Here is a 20100-nt window from a genome sequence, read left to right as displayed (position 1 = left end):
GACCTCACCAGACGTTGCCCGCACCGGGCGTGTAGCTGGAGGACACGACCGAAGTCGCGATAAGGGTCTGGCATTGGACGACGCCGGAGAACTTCGCCATCGCGCTGTCGACCTGGACCATGCCCGCCGACACCTCGACCTTCGCCGCCTGCACCTTGACTGTCGCCGCCGCCGTCACCGTGATGCCCTGGGTTTCGAGCTTGATCGAGTTGCCGTTGCTGTCCTCGACGGTGATCGAGCCCGGGCCGTCCTTGAGCGTGAGCTTCTGCCCGCCCGGTGTTTCGACCAGGAACGCTTCCTGGCCCTGCTGGTCGTCGAGCGTCACGATCACGCCGTTGCGCGACTGGATGCGCTTGTAGCGGTTCGCACCGCCTTCGATCTGCGCCGGCGCGCTGGAATCGCCATTCCACAGTCCGCCCAGGACCAGCGGATACGACGGATCGCCGTTGTGGAACACCACCAGCACCTCGTCGCCGACATCCGGAATCAGGAACGCGCCGCGGTCTTTCCCCGCGAACGGACACACCACGCGCGCCCACAGCGCGGCGTCCTGGCGGTCGCTGTCGTCGCAGCCCACCAGCCGCACTTGAACGCGCGCCAGAGACAGCGGGTCGTCGATGGCGACCACCACCGCCAGGTGCGCGGCGTGCAGCCAGCCTTGCGGACGACCGAGGAGCGGCGCGAAATGCGGGCTTCCGTCCATCACTGGCTGCCTCCGAGGTAGGCGCACTCGGCGCAGAATTCGGTGCTGTATCCCTGCTGCGTGTCGTAGCAATGGCGCGTGCGCACCACGTAGTACTCGTTGTCGAAACGCGCACCCAGGCCACGCATCACCAGACGAACGCCGACCCGCAGGTTGGGATTGCCTTCGGTGACGCCGACGGCGCGAACGAAGCGTCGTGCGCGCCGGTCGAACGCGGCCTCCGCGAGTGCTTGCGCTTCTTCCTGTTGCGACACGGCCAGGTGGCCAAGGTTGTCGGGGCGATCGCCGAACGCATCGCGCAGCAGGCCCGCGCCGTCGCGCCCCTCCCCCGGGCCGGCATTGCTGATCGCACTGGCCTGGGCCTTGACGGCACGACCGCTGGATGGATCCCAGCCACGCACGACGACCGCGGTGGCCTGCTCGGCCAGATCCGCACAGACCCGGATGGCGCGCAGGTCGTGTTCGGCATCGATGCTGATCTGCGCGCGCTGCACATCGGCGCGCGGCGACACGTGCAGATCGGTGCCAACCACCTGCGCATCGGCGTCGAAGCGCGCCAGCAGGCGACGCAGGAACGCCAGGTCGGTTTCGTCGATCTGTGCCCAACTGGCCGTCGGCGCATCCAGCCCGCTCAGCACCGGCGTCAGTCCGAGGTCACCGCACAGTGCGCGAACGACCGCCGACGGCGCCTGGTCGGTGAACACGCGGCTGCGGCGCGCCAAACGCGCGGACAGCAGCGCGTCTTCGGCGCACAGGCGCAGCTCCGGCGGCTTGCCGCGCTCGAGGATCGTTTCGATGGCGGTGATGTGGCCGCGGAACAGCTCGCAGGGCCGCGCCACTTCACCGCCGAACACTTCGATCGGACCACCCAGCCGGACATTCCGGCTTTGATCGAACGCGAGTTCGGCGCTGCCGTCAGTGGTGCTTGCCCAGTTGGAGAGAACCAGTTCCAGCGCGCGCAATCCGCCTTCGGATTCGTCCATCACCATGCGTTGCACGAGGTTGCCCGCGCGCTCGTCGAACTGCCCGCCGAAGCGCAGTGTCGGGCGTGCACGGTAGATCGCATCCTGGCTGGCGGAACCGTCGGGCATGGCGCTTCCTACTGGTCCGAAAGGCGTTCGCGCCGGCGTTGCTCGGCATCAAGCAACGCGCGCAGTTGTTCTTCGACGCGCGCCGGCGGTGATGCCGCGCGCTCGTTCGGGGGAGCTTCGCCGCCGCTGCTTCGCGGACTGACTTCGGCGCTGACGTGGTCGAACAGGATGGGCATGGCGTCACCCGAACCGGATCAGTGCATGGAGGTCGGCCCGCGCGCCGACGTCGGCACCCAGGCTGCTGTCGGTCTTGGATTGCACGCGCCCGCCGATGCCGAAGCTGGCGCCGCTTCCGGCAGCAAGCGAGGCGCCCGGCGTCACGAGCAGGGCCTGCCCGCTGGGCATCGACGTCCCGGTCGAGACGGTGGCGCGCAGCCCCGCGAACGCGCCACCGGCGACCGCCGAAGCGGACGCGCCGGCACTGGCCGAAATGCCGGCGCCTGCACCCAGGCCGATACCGGCCGAGCCGCCGATACCCAGGCCTCCGCCGATGCCCCCACTGATGCCTGCGCCGATGCCGCCACCAATGCCCGCACCAATGCCGGCGGACAGCCCCGCGCTGGCCCCGGCCGAGAACGCGGCCTCGGCGCGCAATTCCACACCGGCGCTGAGCGCCAGGCCCGCTTCGGCGCCGAAGCGCAGCGATGCCGACCCATTCAGCGATGCGATAGCCCGCGCCGCGCGCGGATCGCCGAGCGAGTTGGCCAGGCCCGATGGGCCGCCACCGCCGGGAGCGACCACCGGTTCCGGCGCGAGGTTGCGGTCCACCGACGCCGACGGATTCTTCGCGCTCTCGAACCTGACATCCTGGCTCGACAGGGTGATGTCGACGCTTGCGCGCAACGGCACGCCGCTGGCCGCGAAGAAATCGATCGTTTCCTTGTACTGCTCGACCATGCCGGTGAAGCGGTAGAGCCCCCAGCCGAACTCGACGTTCGGCGGCACCTGCTTGCTGCCTTCGGCCATGGGCTTGAGCAGCTGCGCCATGCGATCGGTGTGGACGCGCACGTCCTCGCCGCTGTCGGTGGTATCGAACACCAGCTGCATCGTCAGCTTGGCGCTGGTCTTGTCGACGTACTGCTTCTTCTGGTCGCCACTGCCCTCTTCCTTGAGCGTGTTGGCGACGGTGTACTGCAGCGTGGCGGGATTGAAGTGCACCTCGATGCGCTCGCCCTGCGCGGGCGGCAGCGCCTTGAAGTACGCCAGCTCGATCTTCTGCGACAGGTCGGGGGTGGTCGGCATGGCGGCGTCCTCAGCCCTTGCCCAGCAATTGCAGGCCTTCGTGGGCCAGGTGCAGTTCTTCGATGCCCACCTCGGTGCCCTTGGCGTTGAGATCGGCCGCCTTGAACTTGATCGGCATCGCCCGCAGCAGCGCCCAGGTCAGGACGGTGTTGTCTGCGGCGTCGCGCATCTCGATGCGCACCGACAACCTCACCGAGTAGCCACCGCCGGCAACCTGCTGGAACCACTGCCAGAGATCGCGCGTGGGCGTCATGCCGCGCTTGAGCACCACGGTGGCAAAGCTCACCGGTCCCGCACGTTGCGCCGCACCGTAGTTGGCGCCGCCGGCCTTGATGATCTTCGGCTCCATGGTCGCCTCCAGCCCGCTGCATTCGGCGAACGCGCCGCTGCACAGCGCCACGTCGCTGCCGTCGGGCGTGCCGCGCAGCGTGTCGCGCTTGAACGTCACGTGGAAGCGGAACACGTGCAGCGGAGCGAGCAGGTTTTCGGCCAGTTCGGCAGCCATCACGCCACCTCGTCCAGTCGGCTCGCAGCGCTGCCGCCAGCGGCCAGATCGAGCGCGAACGTGATGCGCTCGACGGCGAACGCCGGCAGCACGCTGACCTCGATGCGCACGCGGCCGTTGTCCAGATCGTTCTGGCTCATCGTGCTGCGATCGCAACGCACCCGGTAGGCCTCTTCGGCGCTGTTGCCGCCCAGTGCGCCGGCGGCGCGGAATGCATCGAGCAGCGATTCGATGCCATCGCGCAGGCGCGCCCACAGCGCCGGACCGTTCGGCTCGAAAATGTGTTCCTCGCCGAGCTGTCGCGCGGCGCGGCGCAGGGTGGCCATCAGCCGACGGCTGCCGCCCTGCCGCCAGGCGATGTCGGCCGACGTGGTGACATCGGACAGCACGGCGAAGCCGCCGGGCTCGGGTCCCAGCAGGCAAACGCGCTGTGCCAGCTGCGCGGTCGGGCTGTCGGGCCCCAGCCCGAATGCAGGCATGGGTTCGACCGTGGACAGGTCCGGCAATCGCGTGCCGGCCACCGATCGGAACGTGCCACGGGTGAGGGCATTGGCCGCAAGCACGCCGGCCAGCAGTCCGTCCGCGGGTTCGAGCTGCTGCGGAAGATCCCGCGAACGCGAGCTGCGCAGCCACGGCCAGCCCAGTTGCACGAACGCGCTTGCCGCCGTGCCCTGCGCATCGGCGCCGGCTCCGAGTTCGAGCACGCCGACATCGCGCAGGAAGCCTAGCCAGTCGGCGCCGGAATGGACGCCGCTGCCAACGGAAACCGCACTGGCCTGCGCCATCGGGAGTGCGCCGATCAGCAACACGTCGCGCCGGTGCTGGTCGAGGAAGGCGCATACCCCCGCGATCGCGCGCGACCACGCAGCAAAGCCGTCGACGTCCAGTTGCGGGGCCTGGACGAAGCGCAGTGCGTCGTCGACGGGATCGGGTGGCTCATCGTGGCTGCATTCGACGAACACTTCCGGCGGCACCGGCGGTGCGCGTTCGACATCCGGCAACGGCGGTTCACCTGCGCAGATGTCGGACAGGTCGGGGAAACACAGGTGGCTGACTTCCGGCAATCCGCACAGGTGCTCGATGCCGCGCCAACTGTCCGGCGCCATCGGGTCGAACGGCCGAAGCGTGGGATCGAAACGCGGCAGCAGGCGCGACAGGCGCTCGACGCGGCGCGTACTGCGCGCGTTGCCGCCCAGGTACGCCCAGGGATCGCCGGTGCGCACCACCACCGCACGCCGCCCGCCATTGGCAAAGAAACTGCGTACCGACGCACCCAGATAGCTCGCGCAACGCTGAACGCGTCCGTCGGCCAGCGTCCGCGTCTCCCAGGCGTACAGGCGGTCGAACGCTTCCCACGAATCCAGCACGACAGGCAACTGCAACAGGTCGTCGTACCGCTGTTCGTCGATCGTCCACGGCCCGCCCAGCCAGCCTGCTGCGCGCCATTGCTGCTTCACCGGTTCGGGCACCGGCACACCCACCCGCCGCGCGACGTGACCGATGAAGCAGGCCACGTCGGCACGGCTGGGCGCGGTGCCAAGGGTCGGTGCAACCGCTTCGAAGTGCAGGGCGCTCAGCATGGCCGGCCTCAGGCGCTGATCTCGAGGCCTTCGGCCGACAACACCAGCTCTTCCATCGCCACGTCGCCACCGCCCTTGCCGGCCAGCGTTGGCCCGGTGTACTTGAGCGGGATCACGCCACGCAGCACCCACGACTGCACCGGGGCCTGGGCCTCGTCCAGCAAGGTGATGGTGACGGTCTTCTGCGCCGCTGGCCCCTGCACGCGGGTCTTGGCGATCCATTCCCACAACGACTTGGAGTTGACGATGCCGCGCTTGCAGGTGACGTCGGACACCTTGTGGACGCCACCCACCTTGCGAACGTGGTTCTCCTTCTCGTTGCCGTTGCGGTACTCGGCGACCGTCATCTCCGTGCCGATGCCCGACACGTCGGAGAAGCCGCCGAAGATGTCGCCACCGTCAAAGTTGACGAGGTAGTTGAAGGCCCCGTAGGGCGTTGTGCGGTTGGCCATGGCTCAGGCTCCTTCGATGCGGTGGGTCACGCGCGCTGGTCGGCGGTCTTCTGGCCGATGCGGAAGATCACGAACTCGGCCGGCTTGATGATCGCCACGCCGATCAGGCAGATCAGGCGTCCGTTGTCGAGGTCGTTCTGGGTCATCGTGCTGCGGTCGCAGCGCACGAAGAACGCCTCCTCGGTGGTGGTGCCCAGCAGCGCACCGCTACGCCATTCGTTGTAGAGGAAGTCGCTGATGGTCTGGCGCACGTTTGCCCACAGCCGCTCGCCGTTGGGTTCGAACACGGCCCATTGCGTACCGCGGTCGATCGACGCTTCCAGGTAGTTGAAGTAGCGCCGGTCCGACACGTACTTCCATTCCGGGTCGGAAGAAATCAGGCGCGCGCCCCAGACGCGGTATCCGCGCCCGGCCAACAGCCGCAGGCAGTTCACGCCCAACGGGTTGAGCAGTTCCTGTTGCGCGAAGTTGACGTCGACCTCGAAGCGCAGCGCCGAGCGCACCACCTCGTTGGCCGGCGCCTTGTGCACGCCGCGCTGGATGTCGTTGCGCGCGTAGATGCCGGCCACGTAACCCGATGGCGGCAACGCGATCTCGCGCGGGATGTCCTCGCGCCCCGGGCGGGCGTTGGGGTTCGGCACGACAACCCACGGGTAGTACATCGCCGCATAGGTCGAATCGACCTGGCCACGCAACGCGCGGACCTGCCCCGGGGTCTGCTCCGGCGGCGTGTCCAGCACCGCGATGCGGTACGAACGTCGCAGGTGGGCGTGCGTGATCAGCGCGCCCATGATGCCGCGCGCGTTGTCGTCGTCGCCGTAGTCGCTGGACCCGGGCGCGGCGACGATCGCCACGTCGTCGAGCCCGGCCAGCTCCCACAAGGCATGGGTGTAGTCGCTTGCCGAGGGCACGGTGCCATCGCTTCCGCCGGCCAGCACCCAGTTGCGCTGCTGCTGGCCCTGGGCGTTGGCGGCGGCGCCGTCGAACAGTTCCCCGCGCAGGCCGAGCGCATCGACGTCGGCCCCGATCGCGATGGCGAAGGGATTCTGCAAGTGGTCCGAGCGGCGCGACGGCGCGGCGGCCAGCACGTGTCCCACCCAGCGCGGATGACGCGCATCGAAGCCCAGGTCGCTCCAGCTGAGCTCGTTGCCGTCACCGTCGCGGGTCACGACCGCCAGGCTGACGATGCGCGGCGTCGCGCCGGCAAGCGTGTCGGCATCGGCCGGGTCCCCATCGGGGTCGTCCGCCGGCAACCACCCGTCGCCGACCTTGAGGTGATGCTCGATGTCGTCGTCCTCGCCCGTGCGAAGCAACGTGCCGGGGGGCGCGGTGGCCATCGTCCTGGCCGCGGCAGGCGACAGGACCTCGATCACCGACACCACGCCGTTGCCGGCGGCGCCTGCGAAGCGCGCGACGAAAGCGATGCTTTCGTCGTCCGCGCCGTCACCGACGGCAATCCGCGCGACGGTCGCGCCGCCGTCGTCGGCTTCGGCCGAAGGCACCAGCACGCGTGCGACGTAAAGCCGCGAGCCGCCTTCATTGAAGTAGGCAAGCACCGCGTGGGCGAGGTAGTTGGTCACGGGCTGGCCGCCCAGAACAAGGTCGGCAAGGCCGCCGTAGAGGCGTTCGAAGTCACCGAAGCTGGTCAGCATCTCTGGACGCTCGGGGGCTTCCTCACCACCGCTGACCGGACCTTTTCGGGTCGGTCCGGCAAACGCGGTGGTGCTGGTGCCAACACCCTCGATCGACTTCGCGCGGAAGCTGGTCTCTTCGACGTATACGCCTGGGGCAAGGTACTCGGGCATGGGACTATCTCCTGTCAGGCTTGGCGCACATGGACGTCAGAGGGCGTCATGGCAGTTGCAGCGTCATCGCAACGCTTTGGGTGCGACGCGCCGCTATCGACAGCGATCGCGCGCTATGGGGAAGTTCCGCGGCGGCCGCTTCCATCGCGACCGGGTCGACCAGCACCTGCGGCGGCGGCAGGCGGCGGTCACGCAGCGAGTCGGCGGACAACCGCGAACCGCTGTCGGGATCGAACACGACTTCCAGGCTGACGTTGATGGCCTCGACCACCACCGCCTCCTCGTCGTCGCCAAAGGTCATCACCGGCACGCCGACCACGGCCACCAGTCCTTCGCCACGCCAGTCGGTCATGCCGCGCGCGATCACGTCGCCGTTGCGACGCACGCGCAGCAGCGCGCCACCGAGCGCATCGCCGCTGCCGTCCTCGGCCAGCGACACGCGCAGCAGCGACCAATTGGCGCCGGTGGCCGCGGCCGACGTGGGATACATCGGCACGCGCACGGCCTCGAACAGCGACGACGCGGGATCGGGGTCGACCAGCGTCGGATCGCGCGGCAGGGCCAGCGACACGATGCGCGGCAGGTAGGCGCCGGCGGGATCGGTGACGGCGACGCGCAGTGTCAGGCTGCCCACTGCCGGCAACGCCGGTGGCGCCTCGAACGCATCGCGGTGCGCGCTCAACCCGGACCAGTGATCGAGCACGACCATGCCGCGCTGGTTGCGGATGAAATTGGCGCGACCGTCGAGCGACTCCAGCTGCAATGGCGTTGAAATGGCCGCTTCGGTGGCCGCGTCGATGAAGCGCAACGCTGCCAGGACGCGCGACTCCACGCGTTCGAGGTCGCGCATCTGGCGCTGGAACAAGGGAGCGCTCATGCCCCCGCCTCCTCGCCAAACGCATGACGACGCGCCACCACCGGGCGGAATGCCGCTTCGTCGATGTCCGGGTCAAGTCGCACCACGCGCGCGACGTACGAGGTGGACAACCGGTAGGCCGGGTCCAGCGCGTCCCAGATCCGCATCACGTCCTCGTTCGACAATTCGGCCGGCATGACCTGCACGACTTCGTCGCGAGCCCAGCCGCCATCGGGCGACAACGCGGATGCATCGAGCACCGGCACCTGGTGCAACTGCCGCATCGCCCAGGCCATGGCGACCTGTTCGTCGAGCGGGTTCGCCGCCCAGGCAGTCAGCAGGTAGTGCAGGTCCAGCGTCAACGACGCGGCGTGGGACTCGGAGCCGCTACGGCGCGCCTGTCGGCTGTGTTCGTTGATGGTGAGGCGGTACAGATAGAGCGTGACGCGGGTGCTCTCATCGATGTCGCCCGCCAGTTGCCCGCTCGACACCAGCTCGAAACTGCAGGTCGGCATGTCGGTGCCGTTGATCTGTTGCGGATAGGTGTTGCGCAGGAACGCAGCGATCGAGTTACCGACCGAATGGATCGCAAAGACATTCGCCATGCCTGCCGCTCCGTCCGTGGATCACTGCTATCCCTGGATCTGGTCGGATGCCGGACGACGGGTGTAGATCACCGTGTCGTCTGCCAACCGGATCCTGCCTATCTGCCCTTCCCGCACCATCGCCTCCAGCACTTGTTCGACCAACGCCGGGGCGGCTTCGACACCTGCCTCGACGAGCCACCACGCACCGATGCCCGCACTCGTGTCCGAAGCCTGCGGATGCCGGAGCAGGTACCGCTGCACGGCCTCTCGGACCGCCGCCTTGCGCACCCGGTTCGCATCGCCCGCTTCGCCGTTCTCGAACGCTGTCGTCGAATCGGCCACAGGTTGACCGAAGCAAACGCCGTGCCAATGTCGAAAGGCGCGCAAAGGCCCGCCCGCAAAGGGCTGCCGCGCCGAGCGACGGACCGGGCGGGTGCGCCGGCGCCCAGGCGGAAACGCCGCACAGGCGCAGGTTTCGATCTCGCATCAACGTTCGCGCGGGTGAGGCCGCGCGCACCCGGGGTGGGTGTCCCCGCCCCCACCCCGTTGTCGGCACATCGCCCAGCCGACATCGGGCATTCGGCGGGCCGCGCCACGCCGTCACGGGTACGGGTCGTCATCGGCGTGGACCGTGCGTGCACCCGCGTCCGAGCGCGTGCGCCTTCGTGGCCGGCGTCAGCCAGCACGAGGCGATCCGACGCGCAGCGCCGGATGGCGGGACTTCAGGGCATGGGAAACGGCGCTGCCAGCGTGCGTCGCCAGGCGCCGTCACGCAGCATCTGGCGACATCGCCTCAGTGCTCGATGCCGTGCTTCTTGAGCAATCGGCCGAGGTGCCGCCGTTCGGTGCCGATCAGGCGTGCCGCGGCCGACACGTTGCCGCTGGCGCGCTGCATGGCGCGTGTCAGGAAGTACGCCTCGAACGCGGCGATCGCGCGGTCTTTCGCACATCGGTAGCTGAGCTCGCCAATACCGCCAATTCCGCCGGGCTCGACCGCATCGAGCCCCGCCGGTCGCGGGATCGAAATGCTGGGGCCATCGCACACCAGGAACGCCTGGAAGACCAGGTTCTCGAGCTCGCGTACGTTGCCGGGCCACGCGTGGAAGTCGATCCATGCCAGCGTGTCGGCATCGAGCGGTCGCACCGGCCCGCCAAACCGCCGGCTGGCCGCATCGATGAAGTGACTGCACAGCAGTGCCGCGTCGCCGTGGCGTTCGCGCAGCGGGGGCAGCTGCAGGTGCAGCAGGCGGAGGCGGTACAGCAGGTCGAGGCGGAAGCTGCCATCCACCGACAACGCCTCCAGGCAGCGGTTGCTGGCCGCGATGATGCGCACGTTGGCCGAACGCTCGCGCTGACTGCCAAGCGGACGATAGCGCTGATCCTGCAGGAAACGCAGCAGCGTGATCTGCGCCTTCGGCGTCAGCGCGTCGATCTCGTCGAGGAAGAGGCTGCCGCCCTCGGCCAGCTCGACCAGCCCGGGTTGGTCGCTGCGCGCATCGGTGTAGGCGCCGCGCGCGTGGCCGAACAGTTCGTTCTCAAGCAGGCTGTCGGGAAGTGCGCCGCAGTTGACCGGAATGAACGCTTGTTCGCGCCGTAGGCCCTGATAGTGGATGGCGCGGGCGACGAGCTCCTTTCCGGTTCCCGTCTCCCCTTCGATCAGCACCGTGGCATCGCAGGCCGCGATCTTTTCCAGTCGCTCCAACGCCCTGACGAAGGCTGGCGATCGGCCGATCATGAGGCTTCTCCATTCACGTCCATGATGAACCAGAGAGTGGCGGCCAACACGCCACCGCAGCACGTCGCCACAGCCGCCTGCATCATCCAATGCAGACCAGAATGCCGCCCGCCGACGATACGCCTGCCCACTCGACATCACCATGTCGCGCGTGCATGCATCGGCGCCTGGCCGAACCGGGCCAGTCGTTGAGGGACCCACCGCACCTCTGGTACCAACGCGGCGGAACGGCACCGACCCATTACTTCACGGCCGTCGTCGGAATTTGCGGCCATGAGCCGCTCGTCGGCTCGCGCCACGAATGTTCTTCCCCGGGCCGGCTCCGCGCGAGCTACACCGGCACCCTTGAAGCGAACTGGGATCGAGAGTCGTCCCAGATGCGGCCGGTATGCGAGTGTCTGGCGGCGCTGGACGCCGACGAGGAATCGCGTAAGCCACCGAAGAACGTATCGCCCGCCGATTCGGCGACGCAGTGGATCGCGGCGGCGGCCCGGCGGACTTGATGCCGCTACTGAATGGCTCGCACCTTGGAGCGCGCATGGGCGATCACGCGCGGGACATCGCCGGCAACGCGGCCGCGCTCACCGACTGACGGTGAGCGCGCGACGAAGCCGCCCTTAGAAGCCCTGAAGGATGTAGCGCTTGGCGAACGGGTCCAGTTCCATGTCACCGATGTCGGCGAAATCCAATTCGCGGTATTCGTCCGTTGCCGTGAATGCCTCGTCAGCCGCACGACGCTCCAGTTTCCGCAGCGTGAGTTCGAACCGGCCCTTGCCCCTGCCGCTTTGGTAGTGCGCCGGCAGGGCAGCCGTCGATAGCCACGACAGCTCTATCCGTAGCCCATCTTTCGCACCCCGATAGCGCTGGGCAGCCTCACCTGCGATCCGCGTATCGCCCACGGCTTGCATCTGGTCGAGCAGCGTCGGATCGACCAGTCCGCTCAGCTTCGGCCACGCAACCACATGCCCCAATGCGCGCAGGTCGCCGGGGGTGTAGACCACCACCTTGCGATCCGCGGGGAAGATCTGGCGATGGACCACGCCATCACTCCCTTGCTGCCACGCACGAATGGGCTCACCGGGCGTGCGATATTCCACGCGCTTCTCATCACGCGCCACGACCAGCGTGCGATCGCCTTGAGCGTCATGCAACTGATACTCAGCGACCCAGACCAGACCCTGATCGGCCACATCTCCTGCCGTCTCGCCGGCCCACAACGGACCGGCGAGGCACAGTACGGCCAACGCTCCCAAGCGCATCAGCATCAGCGTGAAGCGGCCTTCGTCATACCCGCGCGCAGGTCATCGACGAGCAACGGTGGCGTCACGGTCTTGGCGCTCTTGCCGCAGCTGCCGTACAGGAAGCACAGGAAGCTGCTGACACCCTGTTCCGACTGCGCCATCACATGGAAAATCACGTTCTGCTCGACCACGCCCTGGAAGGCATGCGCACCGGGGCCGCGCGCATAGATGGCAACGTCTTCCGCGGCGTGCGTTTCCGAGTCCAGCGGCACGGTGGCCTCCTGGAGGAAGTTCGGATTGGTGGTGTCCACCAGCGACAGATCCGGGCGCGGACCCGGCGCACGGTAGCCCGGGCCGTTGGCGTAGCCCAACGTGGTGTACGGCCTGCCGTTGCGATCACGCGCGATCTGTCCGTCCGTGACAACCTTGCCAAGAATGTCGTTGCCACGATCCGGGTAGCCGGCAATGGTGAAGGTGTGGCTGTGGTCGGCAGTGACGATGATCAACGTGTCCCGCGCGGACGACTTGCTGGTGGCCACACGCACCGCGTCGGACAGCGCGATCGTGTCGCTGAGCGCACGCGAGGCATTGCCGGCGTGGTGGGCGTGGTCGATGCGGCCGGCCTCTACCATGAGGAAGTAGCCCTTCTTGCCGCTGGCGTTGAGGATGTCGATCGCCTTGCCGGTCATTTCGGCCAAGCTTGGTTCCTTGCCGCCGTCCACCGGACGGTCGTACTCGTACTCCATGTGCGAACGTTCGAACAGGCCCAGCAGGTGGCGCGTTCTGCGCGGGTCGATCGCGTCGAACTGCGCCTTGTTCCACACGTAAGCGGACTGCGGCTGGCTGGCCCACTCGGCGGGCAAATTGCGGCCGTCCTTGCGGCGACCCTTGGCACCAGGTTCTTCCGGATCATTGACGGTGTTCGGAAGGAAGTAGCCGCGACCGCCGCCGAGCGCCACTTCGATGCCGTCGCCAAACGGGAAGTCGATCAGCTGCGAGGCGATGTCCTTGCAGCCGCTCGCCTTGGCCTCGGCGGTGAGTTCGGCGTCGCTTTCCCAATCACGGTTCGGCGTGTGCGAGAACGTCGCAGCCGGCGTCGCGTGGGTGATGCGAGCGGTACTGACCACGCCCGTCGCCAGACCCATCGCTTCGGAGAACTCCAGCAGCGTGGCGACGCCTTGACCTCGCGACGAAGCGCAGTCGTTGTAACGCGCGTTCTGGGTGACGTTGATGACGCCCTGGTTGGTCTTGATGCCGGTCATCATCGCGCTCATGGTCGGCGCGGAGTCGGCAGTCTGGCCGTCGACCGAATAGGTCTTGGAGAGACTCAGGTACGGGAAGCGCTCGAAGCTCAGCGCGTTCTCCTCGCCATTGAGCCCCCTCAACTGGCCCTCGAGGATGCGGGCAGCGGACACTGTCGAGATGCCCATGCCGTCGCCAACGAACAAGATCACGTTCTTGGCGGGACGTTCGTTGCCACGCAAGGCAGCGCCATCGCGTGCGGCCTTGGCACCCTCGCGGTACCACTGCTGCGGGCTCTCGGCCATGCCGGGTGCGGCGGCCAGCGCCGTGACAACGGCGCAACTCAATACAAGACCCAGGTAACGCATCGCGGTATCCGCCTTGGAGGATGGCGGCCCAGCCTGCTGCCCCTCTATTGCGGTGGCATTGCACCCGGACGACAAACGAGAAGAGGTTCTCAGAAGCCAACTGGCCTCTGCCCGCGGTGACGGTTTGAAGGACCGCCCGCGTCTCCCTCCAGGTCACTTGCGCAGTTCGCAGCAGCCAGGCCGGAAAGCGTCCGCCAACTGGGCCAGGTAGCCGGCGTGTGCGGGAAAGCCGGCACTCTGGGCAAACAGTCCGATCCGGCGCGGAGCATTTCGCGACGGCGCGTAATGGAAAGTGCCAAAGACGTGGTCCCAGAGAACCAATGCATATCCGTAGTTCCGGTTCGCTTCGGCCGGCACCGTGGAGTGGTGCCAACGGTGCACTTCGTTGGTGCTGAAAAGGTAGTTCAACCAGCCGCTGCGCAGGTCCAGATTGGCGTGCTGCAGCATCAGTACCGGCTGGCTCACGGCCAGGTAGCCAAGCAAGACGTCAGAGGGAACGCCCAACAGCAGTAGCGGGAACACACCCAGGAGAAAGTTGTTGAGGTAGTTCAGCGGGTGAAAACGAAAGTTGTTGAGCGCGTACAGACGCTCACTGCTGTGATGCAACGCATGCAGCTTCCACAGCCAGCCGTGCGTGTGATGCCAGCGATGCGCCCAGTACCGCCCCAGCTCACTCAGCACGATGACGGCGAGCAGCTGCGGGACATAGGGCTGCGTGGTCAGCCAGTCACCCAATGGGGTCGACCAGCCGAATAGCTGCCAGCCCCAGACCGCCACCAGCGGCCCACCGTATTTGAGCGCGGGATCGACTATCGCCACGATGATGGCGGCGCTGGCCAGGTCGGTGGCGGTGTCTTTCCGCAAGCCGCCCCATCGTCCGTCATGCGGCAGCACGTGCTCCAACCCGCATGCCAAGACCAGCGTCCCCAACGTGCCCAGCAGCACCACCAGCTCCAGGTTCCAGCCCGATTGCCGGGCCAGAAGGAAGAGCGCCACATTGCCGACAACAACGGCGCCCAACAGGGTTCGTGAAATCAGCCACTTCATTCGCAGGTCGGTCACTTGCAGCACGCCACCGCGCGAGGTCCTGCAACTGGAGCGGCCTTCGAGCCGCAGCCACAGCCAGACTTGCCTTCGGCCTTGGCGTCTGCGTCGATGGCGCAGCAGGCATCGACGTTGTTTGGCGCCGGACCGCCGCAACAACCATTGCGGGATTGAGCTTCAGGGATGGGCGCTTTCGCAACGGGTGCTGGAGCGCAGCAGGAATTTTTCGCTTCGATCGCGTCTTCTTCCGTGAACTGGGTGATGCACACGCCGGTCTCCGGCAGTACCAACTCGACGCGACGTGCGGCTTCCCAGTCGCCGGCGACAGCGGCAACCACCGAACGTACCTGCTCATAACCGGTCATCAGCAGGAACGTTGGCGCCCGGCCATAGCTCTTCATGCCAACGATGTACACGCCGGCATCCGGGTGCTTGAGTTCCTCGGCGCCGTGCGGCCGCACGCTGCCGCAGCTGTGCAGGTTCGGATCGATCAACGGCGCCAGCGCGACCGGCGCCTGTGTGCCGTGGTCCAGGGCGATGCGCAGCTCGGACAGCACGCTCAGGTCAGGGCGGAAGCCGGTCGATGCGACGATCTCGTCGACGGGACGGATCTGCTTGCCTTCTCCGTGCGCCACGATGCCATCCGCGGCAGCTTCCAGTCGATCGAGATGGAAGTTGGTCGTCACGTGCAGCACGCCATCGTCGACCAGCTTGCCAATCGTCAAACCCAGACGGCCGCGCTCCTTGAGCTGGTCGTGTTCGCCGCCGCCCAGCACGCGGTGCAACGACGGGCGGCGAATCGCCCACTCGATCTGCATCCCGGGAACCTGGCGAGTCAGGCGCGCCAGATCACTGAGCACGTTGAACGCGGAGTGCCCGCTGCCGATCACCAGAACGCGCTTGCCGGCATACCGCTCGCGATGGGCGCCGAGCACGTCGGGCATCCCGTAGAAGACCCGATCCTGCATTGCGCGCTCGCCAATGGCGGGCACACCGGAGGCCCCCATGGGATTGGGCGTGTCGATCGTTCCCGAAGCATCGATGACCGCCTGCGCCAGAACTTCGTGCTCACCCGCTCCATCGACGTAGCGCACCAGAAACGGAACTTCGTTTCGCTGGGTGTCTTTCATCCGATCGCGCCGCTGCTTGCTCACCGCAACGACACGAGCATTGAGGCGAATGTTCGGCTGGATCTCGGGCGTGGCAGCGAGCGGCTTCAGATAGTGCTCGACCACTTCGCCACCGGTAGGAAACTGCGACGGCTCCGGAGCGGTCCAGCCGTGTTTGGCCAGCAAACTGCTAGACGCGCGATCGATAGCGAATTCCCACGGCGAGAACATCCGCACGTGTGCCCAGCGCAGCATGCCGGCGCCGACCGAGTTGCCGGCCTCCAGGACGAGCGGCGTGAGTCCGCGCTCACGCAGGTTAGCTGCGGCCGCCAGCCCCACCGGGCCGGCACCAATCACGACAACAGGGAGTGCAGCATTCATCGCGGTCTCCTTCAGACGAATGTGGCGGCTTCAGCCGCCGGCGCAGTTGCGGGGATGTTTTCCGGGATCAGCCGCTCGACGATGACGACGTCAAGCCAGCGGCCTTCGAGCTGCCCGTGCTTCTCGTAGATCCCCACTTCGCGAAAGCCGACCGAACGGCACAGCGCCCGGCTGGCGGTGTTGAACAGAAAGATGCGCGACAGCACCTTCCAGTAGCCGCGATCTCGTGCCACCTGGATCAACGCCGCGAGCAACTGGCGACCGATGCCCCGGCCGCGAGCATCGGCAGCCAGGTACACGGAGAACTCGCCGATACCGGCGTAGCAGTCCCGCGGCCTGTAGCTGCTCAACCCGGCCCAACCAACTACGGCGCCTGTTTGATCGACAGCGACCAACAGGGGATAGCGCTCGATCTCGCCCAGACGCAGGGCGATGTCTTCGACCCGTCGCGGGACGGTTTCGAACGTGGAGGAGCGTTCGGCGATGCCTTGGTTGTAGATGGCAGTGATGGCCGGCGCGTCGGTGGGAACTGCAGGGCGAATCTCAATCATGCGTCACCTGTTGTTAGTAGCAACCAATCGGACAAAAGAACACTCACCCGCACTTACCGTCGGTGCCGCAGGCGGGCGCGCAGCTACCGACGCTGACGCCGGACACGAAGCGGGCTTTGGCAGCACGCGCGAGGCGCTTGAGAATCTCTGTCGCGGCCGCGCAAACGTCCGGGTCGAGGTCCTGGATCAGGTCGATCTGCTGCGCGATGAGCTCGCTGTTGATCCGCTCGTACAGCGTGCGCCCCTCGGAGGTGACACGGAGCGAGACCGCTCGAGCGTCTTCCGAATCCGGCAGGCGTTCCACGTAACCCTTTCGTGCCAGCGCATCGACCACGCGGGTGGTCGTGCTCTTGTCCAAGCGGAGCGCTTCGGCCAAGGCCTGGCTCCGACAGGGGCCGCGTTCGACCAGAACCTCGAGCGCGTAGCACTGGGTAACCGAGATGTCGTAGCAACAGATCTTGTCGCGGTCCCGGAACTGGTAGATCCGGACAAGATCCGACACGGCCGCGTGCAGCGCCTCAGCCTCCTTCTGGAGGCTGGGGGTGCGGGGAAGCGGCTTGGTGGCGGTCTTGGTCATGGACGCAATACAGTTGTCAGTCGCAACCATATCGACGCCACGCCGACCGTGTCAAGCCGCTATGAGCGCCGGGATTGAATCTATTCGTCAATTCCGGAATACTCGAATCATGGAGATGAAGAACGCCGTCCACGCCCTCGGCGCCCTCAGCCACGAGTCCCGGCTGGCCGCCTATCGCCACCTGATCCAGGCCGGCGCCGACGGGCTGTCGGTCGGCGAGCTGCGCGAAAAGATGGACCTCCCGCCGGCGACGTTGACGGCCCAACTCAACGTGCTGCGCGCCGCCGCCCTGGTCCACGACCAGCGCGAGGGTCGCGTGATCCGGGTGCGCGCCAACTACCTGCAGATGAACGCCCTGCTGGCCTATCTCACCGAGAACTGCTGTGGCGGCACCGCGAGCTGCGATCCCGTTGCTGTGTGCGTACCCGGCAAGTCAACCACTTCGCTCTAACTGCCACCAGATCGCGCCATGACCGAACGCACCTACAACGCCCTGTTCCTCTGCACCGGCAATTCCGCGCGCAGCCAGATGGCTGAAGCGTTGCTCAACTACATGAGCAAGGGTCGCATCCGTGCCTACAGCGCCGGGAGCCGACCAGGCACCCACGTGCAACCGCTGGCCGCTCAGCTCATCACCGACCTGGGCGTTTCCGCCGAGTCGTTGCGTACCAAGAGTTGGGACGAATTCGCCGCGACCGGAGCGCCCGAAATGGATTTCGTCATCACCGTTTGCGACAACGCGGCCGGCGAAACCTGTCCCGTGTGGCCTGGGCACCCCGCGATCGCGCACTGGGGCGTTCCCGATCCGGCATTGACCCCTGACGATACGCAAGCCTTCAAGCACGCGTGGTTGACGCTGCGTCGTCGCATCGAACTACTGCTGGCGTTGCCTTTAGACAAGCTTGACCGCCTCGCCCAAGAACAGCAGTTGCGCCAAATCGCCCAAGAAACCTAACCCTTTCGATGAATCCCATGAAGCGTGTGTTGTTCGTCTGCGTCGAAAACTCGAACCGAAGCCAGATGGCGGAGGCCTTTGCCCACATCCATGGTGGCGATCATGTGGATGCCCTCAGCGCCGGCTCCAAGCCCTCCGGCGTCATCAACCCCAAGGCGATCCGCTTCATGTCGGAGCTCGGCTATGACTTGACGACGCACGACTCCAAGTCGCTCGACGAGATCGATGGCGAATTCGATGCCGTGATCACGATGGGCTGCGGTGACAACTGCCCCTGGGTGCCGGCCAAGCGTCGCGAGGATTGGGGCTTGCCCGATCCGAAGCATATGGACGATGAAGCCTATCGCGCGGTTCGCGATGACATCTCGTCTCGCGTGAAATCGCTGCTGGCGGCGCTGTGATGAACCTGTCGCGCAAACTGGTCGCCGAATTCATCGGCACGGCATTGCTTCTGGCCACCGTGGTCGGCTCGGGCATCATGGGTGTCGCACTCGCGGGTGGAAACGATGCCATCGCGTTGCTTGCCAACGCAGGCGCCACTGCAGGCGCCCTGTACGTTCTGATCGTTCTGTTTGGACCGATCTCCGGTGCGCACTTCAATCCGGCCGTAACCCTGGCCATGCGTCTTCGCGGCGAACTGGGCAACGTCGAAGCGGCGGCCTACATCGCCGTGCAGGTCGTCGCGGCGATCGCAGGCGTGTTGTTGGCCCATGCCATGTTCGATCTCCCGCTCATCCAGCCGGGCACGCACGTGCGAACCGGTGTGCCCCAGTGGATCAGCGAAGCCGTCGCCACCTTTGGCTTGCTTCTGACCATCCTGCTAGGCATTCGCCACCGCCCCGCGGCCATTCCGGTGCTGGTGGCCAGCTACATCTTCGCCGCCTACTGGTTCACCGCCAGCACGTCGTTCGCCAATCCTGCCGTGACGCTGGCGCGTTCGCTGACTCAGACGTTCGCTGGCATTCGCCCGGACGACGTACTGGGGTTCGTCGGCGCCCAGTTGATCGGCATGCTCGCCGGCTGTGCAGCCGCCAGTTGGTTGAAGCCTGTCGACGTTGAGGCGCCCGCCGCAGTGCCGGCCCCTTCCGAGAAGCGTACGGAAGACGAGTCCGAGTCCCTGTCGGCCGCGAGGGATCTCTCCTAGGGCGTCCGCAAGGAGGTCGCCATGAACACCAACTTCGATGGTGAACGTGAAGCACTGCGGGCCCGACTGGCCGCAGCATTTCGTGAAGTTCAGCAGCAGCTTGCTGATGCCGTCCGCGCGCTGGAGCGCAACGATGCTCGACTGGCCCGTGACGTCCATCGTAAAGAGAGCCGCATCGAAGGAGAGCTGCATAGCCTTGAACGCGATGCTGTCGGCCTTGCGGGACGATCGGCGAATGCCGATGACGTCACACAGTTCGCTATCTCAGTTGTCCAGATGAGCGCCAGCCTGCGCCACGTTGATCGCATGGCAGACCAATTGGGCGGTTCCGCCATGGCGATAGCGAACGCAAACCTGCCAGACGAACTGGCGGGCCAACTGCATCACATGGCGGAACTCGCCCTTCTGCAGTTCACCACTGCGCAGGAAGCGTTGGCCGCCCGCGTCGATTCCCTTGCCGAACGCACCTTGAAACGGGACATCGAGCTCGACAACTGGTACGAGCTGTTGCTGAAGGAATGCTTTGACGACGTCGCGGAACGCGGCGAGGTTCCAGGCCATCTGGCCGCGATGTTGTCGACCGCTAAACTGCTGGAGCGCATCAGCGGCCACTCGATGACCTTGCGCGAGGAAGTCGTCGCGCTGGTCTCACGTGCCTAGCGGCTGGCCACTGCAAGCAGCCCACGTGAGGCGACAAACGCTTGCGTCGGGTCGTTGACTGCAACGACACATCGCCGCTGTCGAGGCATCCCTCTGGGACGTGTCATGTGTTTGGCACCCGACGCCTCGCACGGTCGCCTGCTTCGCACAACGTCATGAGAGGCGGACGGTCGCCTGGGCAGGGTGGCCCAGGCCGCAATCCGCGATGCTCGCAGGTACCGACATCGGCAAACGCGGGCCAGTACGTACGTCGCGCTATTCCCGCGTCTGTC

23 protein-coding genes are annotated in these 20100 nt (G+C 66.6%); 5 read left to right on the top strand and 18 right to left on the bottom strand.

Going from position 1 to position 20100, the window contains the following annotated elements:
- Window positions 1-4 precede the first annotated feature (4 nt).
- The 18 genes from EER27_RS01855 to EER27_RS01775 all read right to left on the bottom strand — a co-directional run bounded on the left by EER27_RS01855 (window position 5) and on the right by EER27_RS01775 (window position 17069).
- Window positions 5-703 (bottom strand): phage baseplate assembly protein V, encoded by a 699-nt coding sequence (locus tag EER27_RS01855; protein ID WP_123086314.1) that lies wholly within the window; start codon window positions 701-703, stop codon window positions 5-7.
- Window positions 703-1794 carry a phage late control D family protein gene (locus EER27_RS01850; RefSeq protein WP_123086313.1) on the bottom strand — a complete coding sequence of 364 codons (1092 nt, stop codon included), beginning with the start codon at window positions 1792-1794 and terminating at the stop codon, window positions 703-705. Before EER27_RS01850 ends, EER27_RS01855 begins: the two co-directional genes overlap by 1 nt.
- 8 nt (window positions 1795-1802) lie before the next feature.
- A complete protein-coding gene (locus EER27_RS17010; protein ID WP_190285594.1) occupies window positions 1803-1970 on the bottom strand; it encodes a hypothetical protein in 168 nt (55 codons plus the stop codon).
- Between the two features lie 4 nt (window positions 1971-1974).
- Window positions 1975-3036: a CIS tube protein gene (locus EER27_RS01845; RefSeq protein ID WP_123086312.1), complete on the bottom strand. Its 1062-nt coding sequence runs from the start codon at window positions 3034-3036 to the stop codon at window positions 1975-1977.
- 10 nt (window positions 3037-3046) lie between these two features.
- Window positions 3047-3541: a phage tail protein gene (locus EER27_RS01840; protein WP_123086311.1), complete on the bottom strand. Its 495-nt coding sequence runs from the start codon at window positions 3539-3541 to the stop codon at window positions 3047-3049.
- Entirely contained in the window at window positions 3541-5121 is a 1581-nt protein-coding gene (locus EER27_RS01835; protein WP_123086310.1) for a phage tail sheath family protein, read from the bottom strand. Before EER27_RS01835 ends, EER27_RS01840 begins: the two co-directional genes overlap by 1 nt.
- Window positions 5122-5129: 8 nt before the next feature.
- Window positions 5130-5573, bottom strand: a complete 444-nt coding sequence (locus EER27_RS01830; protein WP_123086309.1) for a phage tail protein — start codon at window positions 5571-5573, stop codon at window positions 5130-5132.
- Between the two features lie 26 nt (window positions 5574-5599).
- Complete coding sequence (locus tag EER27_RS01825) at window positions 5600-7378, bottom strand: phage tail sheath family protein (RefSeq protein ID WP_123086308.1); 1779 nt, start codon at window positions 7376-7378, stop codon at window positions 5600-5602.
- Between the two features lie 46 nt (window positions 7379-7424).
- The gene (locus tag EER27_RS01820; RefSeq protein ID WP_123086307.1) at window positions 7425-8255 is read right to left on the bottom strand and encodes a hypothetical protein; all 831 of its coding nucleotides are present in this window, start codon (window positions 8253-8255) and stop codon (window positions 7425-7427) included.
- The gene (locus EER27_RS01815) at window positions 8252-8839 is read right to left on the bottom strand and encodes a Pvc16 family protein (protein WP_123086306.1); all 588 of its coding nucleotides are present in this window, start codon (window positions 8837-8839) and stop codon (window positions 8252-8254) included. The genes EER27_RS01820 and EER27_RS01815 overlap by 4 nt, the downstream gene beginning before the upstream one ends.
- Before the next feature lie 27 nt (window positions 8840-8866).
- Window positions 8867-9163, bottom strand: coding sequence for a hypothetical protein (locus EER27_RS01810; protein ID WP_123086305.1), 297 nt, complete (start codon window positions 9161-9163; stop codon window positions 8867-8869).
- Window positions 9164-9614: 451 nt separating this feature from the next.
- Window positions 9615-10556 carry a sigma 54-interacting transcriptional regulator gene (locus EER27_RS01805; RefSeq protein WP_123086304.1) on the bottom strand — a complete coding sequence of 314 codons (942 nt, stop codon included), beginning with the start codon at window positions 10554-10556 and terminating at the stop codon, window positions 9615-9617.
- 617 nt (window positions 10557-11173) lie between these two features.
- A complete protein-coding gene (locus EER27_RS01800) occupies window positions 11174-11821 on the bottom strand; it encodes a hypothetical protein (protein WP_123086303.1) in 648 nt (215 codons plus the stop codon).
- Complete coding sequence (locus EER27_RS01795) at window positions 11821-13500, bottom strand: alkaline phosphatase family protein (RefSeq protein ID WP_425480811.1); 1680 nt, start codon at window positions 13498-13500, stop codon at window positions 11821-11823. The genes EER27_RS01800 and EER27_RS01795 overlap by 1 nt, the downstream gene beginning before the upstream one ends.
- 60 nt (window positions 13501-13560) lie before the next feature.
- Window positions 13561-14454 carry a sterol desaturase family protein gene (locus EER27_RS01790; protein ID WP_148040889.1) on the bottom strand — a complete coding sequence of 298 codons (894 nt, stop codon included), beginning with the start codon at window positions 14452-14454 and terminating at the stop codon, window positions 13561-13563.
- An 11-nt stretch (window positions 14455-14465) separates the two neighbouring features.
- The gene (locus EER27_RS01785) at window positions 14466-15941 is read right to left on the bottom strand and encodes an NAD(P)-binding domain-containing protein (protein ID WP_123086300.1); all 1476 of its coding nucleotides are present in this window, start codon (window positions 15939-15941) and stop codon (window positions 14466-14468) included.
- Between the two features lie 11 nt (window positions 15942-15952).
- Window positions 15953-16492 (bottom strand): arsinothricin resistance N-acetyltransferase ArsN1 family A, encoded by a 540-nt coding sequence (locus tag EER27_RS01780; RefSeq protein ID WP_123086299.1) that lies wholly within the window; start codon window positions 16490-16492, stop codon window positions 15953-15955.
- Window positions 16493-16535: 43 nt separating this feature from the next.
- Complete coding sequence (locus EER27_RS01775) at window positions 16536-17069, bottom strand: MarR family winged helix-turn-helix transcriptional regulator (protein WP_123086660.1); 534 nt, start codon at window positions 17067-17069, stop codon at window positions 16536-16538.
- A gap of 115 nt (window positions 17070-17184) precedes the next feature.
- Here EER27_RS01775 and EER27_RS01770 point away from each other — a divergent pair, with 115 nt between their 5' ends.
- Genes EER27_RS01770 through EER27_RS01750 form a run of 5 tightly spaced genes read left to right on the top strand, consistent with a single transcriptional unit; the run spans window position 17185 to window position 19828 of the window.
- The gene (locus tag EER27_RS01770; RefSeq protein WP_223807123.1) at window positions 17185-17520 is read left to right on the top strand and encodes an ArsR/SmtB family transcription factor; all 336 of its coding nucleotides are present in this window, start codon (window positions 17185-17187) and stop codon (window positions 17518-17520) included.
- An 18-nt stretch (window positions 17521-17538) separates the two neighbouring features.
- A complete protein-coding gene (locus EER27_RS01765; RefSeq protein WP_123086297.1) occupies window positions 17539-18024 on the top strand; it encodes an arsenate reductase ArsC in 486 nt (161 codons plus the stop codon).
- Window positions 18025-18041: 17 nt separating this feature from the next.
- The gene (locus tag EER27_RS01760) at window positions 18042-18425 is read left to right on the top strand and encodes an arsenate reductase ArsC (protein WP_123086296.1); all 384 of its coding nucleotides are present in this window, start codon (window positions 18042-18044) and stop codon (window positions 18423-18425) included.
- Window positions 18425-19168 carry an MIP/aquaporin family protein gene (locus EER27_RS01755; RefSeq protein ID WP_123086295.1) on the top strand — a complete coding sequence of 248 codons (744 nt, stop codon included), beginning with the start codon at window positions 18425-18427 and terminating at the stop codon, window positions 19166-19168. The genes EER27_RS01760 and EER27_RS01755 overlap by 1 nt, the downstream gene beginning before the upstream one ends.
- Before the next feature lie 21 nt (window positions 19169-19189).
- Window positions 19190-19828, top strand: coding sequence for a PhoU domain-containing protein (locus tag EER27_RS01750; protein ID WP_123086294.1), 639 nt, complete (start codon window positions 19190-19192; stop codon window positions 19826-19828).
- Window positions 19829-20100 lie beyond the last annotated feature (272 nt).

The sequence above is a fragment of the Montanilutibacter psychrotolerans genome (assembly GCF_003719825.1).
Taxonomy (GTDB): domain Bacteria; phylum Pseudomonadota; class Gammaproteobacteria; order Xanthomonadales; family Xanthomonadaceae; genus Montanilutibacter; species Montanilutibacter psychrotolerans.
This window is presented reverse-complemented; position numbering and strand designations above follow the sequence as displayed.

What these genes read in the sequence shown, in the direction of transcription:
- EER27_RS01770 (WP_223807123.1), top strand. Translation starts at nt 17,185, where the DNA reads ATGAAGAACGCCGTCCACGCCCTCGGCGCCCTCAGCCACGAGTCCCGG.
- EER27_RS01775 (WP_123086660.1), bottom strand. Translation starts at nt 17,069, where the DNA reads ATGACCAAGACCGCCACCAAGCCGCTTCCCCGCACCCCCAGCCTCCAG.
- EER27_RS01815 (WP_123086306.1), bottom strand. Translation starts at nt 8,839, where the DNA reads ATGGCGAATGTCTTTGCGATCCATTCGGTCGGTAACTCGATCGCTGCG.
- EER27_RS01835 (WP_123086310.1), bottom strand. Translation starts at nt 5,121, where the DNA reads ATGCTGAGCGCCCTGCACTTCGAAGCGGTTGCACCGACCCTTGGCACC.
- EER27_RS01825 (WP_123086308.1), bottom strand. Translation starts at nt 7,378, where the DNA reads ATGCCCGAGTACCTTGCCCCAGGCGTATACGTCGAAGAGACCAGCTTC.
- EER27_RS01785 (WP_123086300.1), bottom strand. Translation starts at nt 15,941, where the DNA reads ATGAATGCTGCACTCCCTGTTGTCGTGATTGGTGCCGGCCCGGTGGGG.
- EER27_RS01765 (WP_123086297.1), top strand. Translation starts at nt 17,539, where the DNA reads ATGACCGAACGCACCTACAACGCCCTGTTCCTCTGCACCGGCAATTCC.
- EER27_RS01790 (WP_148040889.1), bottom strand. Translation starts at nt 14,454, where the DNA reads ATGAAGTGGCTGATTTCACGAACCCTGTTGGGCGCCGTTGTTGTCGGC.
- EER27_RS01805 (WP_123086304.1), bottom strand. Translation starts at nt 10,556, where the DNA reads ATGATCGGCCGATCGCCAGCCTTCGTCAGGGCGTTGGAGCGACTGGAA.
- EER27_RS01800 (WP_123086303.1), bottom strand. Translation starts at nt 11,821, where the DNA reads ATGCTGATGCGCTTGGGAGCGTTGGCCGTACTGTGCCTCGCCGGTCCG.
- EER27_RS01840 (WP_123086311.1), bottom strand. Translation starts at nt 3,541, where the DNA reads ATGGCTGCCGAACTGGCCGAAAACCTGCTCGCTCCGCTGCACGTGTTC.
- EER27_RS01830 (WP_123086309.1), bottom strand. Translation starts at nt 5,573, where the DNA reads ATGGCCAACCGCACAACGCCCTACGGGGCCTTCAACTACCTCGTCAAC.
- EER27_RS01850 (WP_123086313.1), bottom strand. Translation starts at nt 1,794, where the DNA reads ATGCCCGACGGTTCCGCCAGCCAGGATGCGATCTACCGTGCACGCCCG.
- EER27_RS01750 (WP_123086294.1), top strand. Translation starts at nt 19,190, where the DNA reads ATGAACACCAACTTCGATGGTGAACGTGAAGCACTGCGGGCCCGACTG.
- EER27_RS01760 (WP_123086296.1), top strand. Translation starts at nt 18,042, where the DNA reads ATGAAGCGTGTGTTGTTCGTCTGCGTCGAAAACTCGAACCGAAGCCAG.
- EER27_RS17010 (WP_190285594.1), bottom strand. Translation starts at nt 1,970, where the DNA reads ATGCCCATCCTGTTCGACCACGTCAGCGCCGAAGTCAGTCCGCGAAGC.
- EER27_RS01820 (WP_123086307.1), bottom strand. Translation starts at nt 8,255, where the DNA reads ATGAGCGCTCCCTTGTTCCAGCGCCAGATGCGCGACCTCGAACGCGTG.
- EER27_RS01855 (WP_123086314.1), bottom strand. Translation starts at nt 703, where the DNA reads ATGGACGGAAGCCCGCATTTCGCGCCGCTCCTCGGTCGTCCGCAAGGC.
- EER27_RS01755 (WP_123086295.1), top strand. Translation starts at nt 18,425, where the DNA reads ATGAACCTGTCGCGCAAACTGGTCGCCGAATTCATCGGCACGGCATTG.
- EER27_RS01780 (WP_123086299.1), bottom strand. Translation starts at nt 16,492, where the DNA reads ATGATTGAGATTCGCCCTGCAGTTCCCACCGACGCGCCGGCCATCACT.
- EER27_RS01845 (WP_123086312.1), bottom strand. Translation starts at nt 3,036, where the DNA reads ATGCCGACCACCCCCGACCTGTCGCAGAAGATCGAGCTGGCGTACTTC.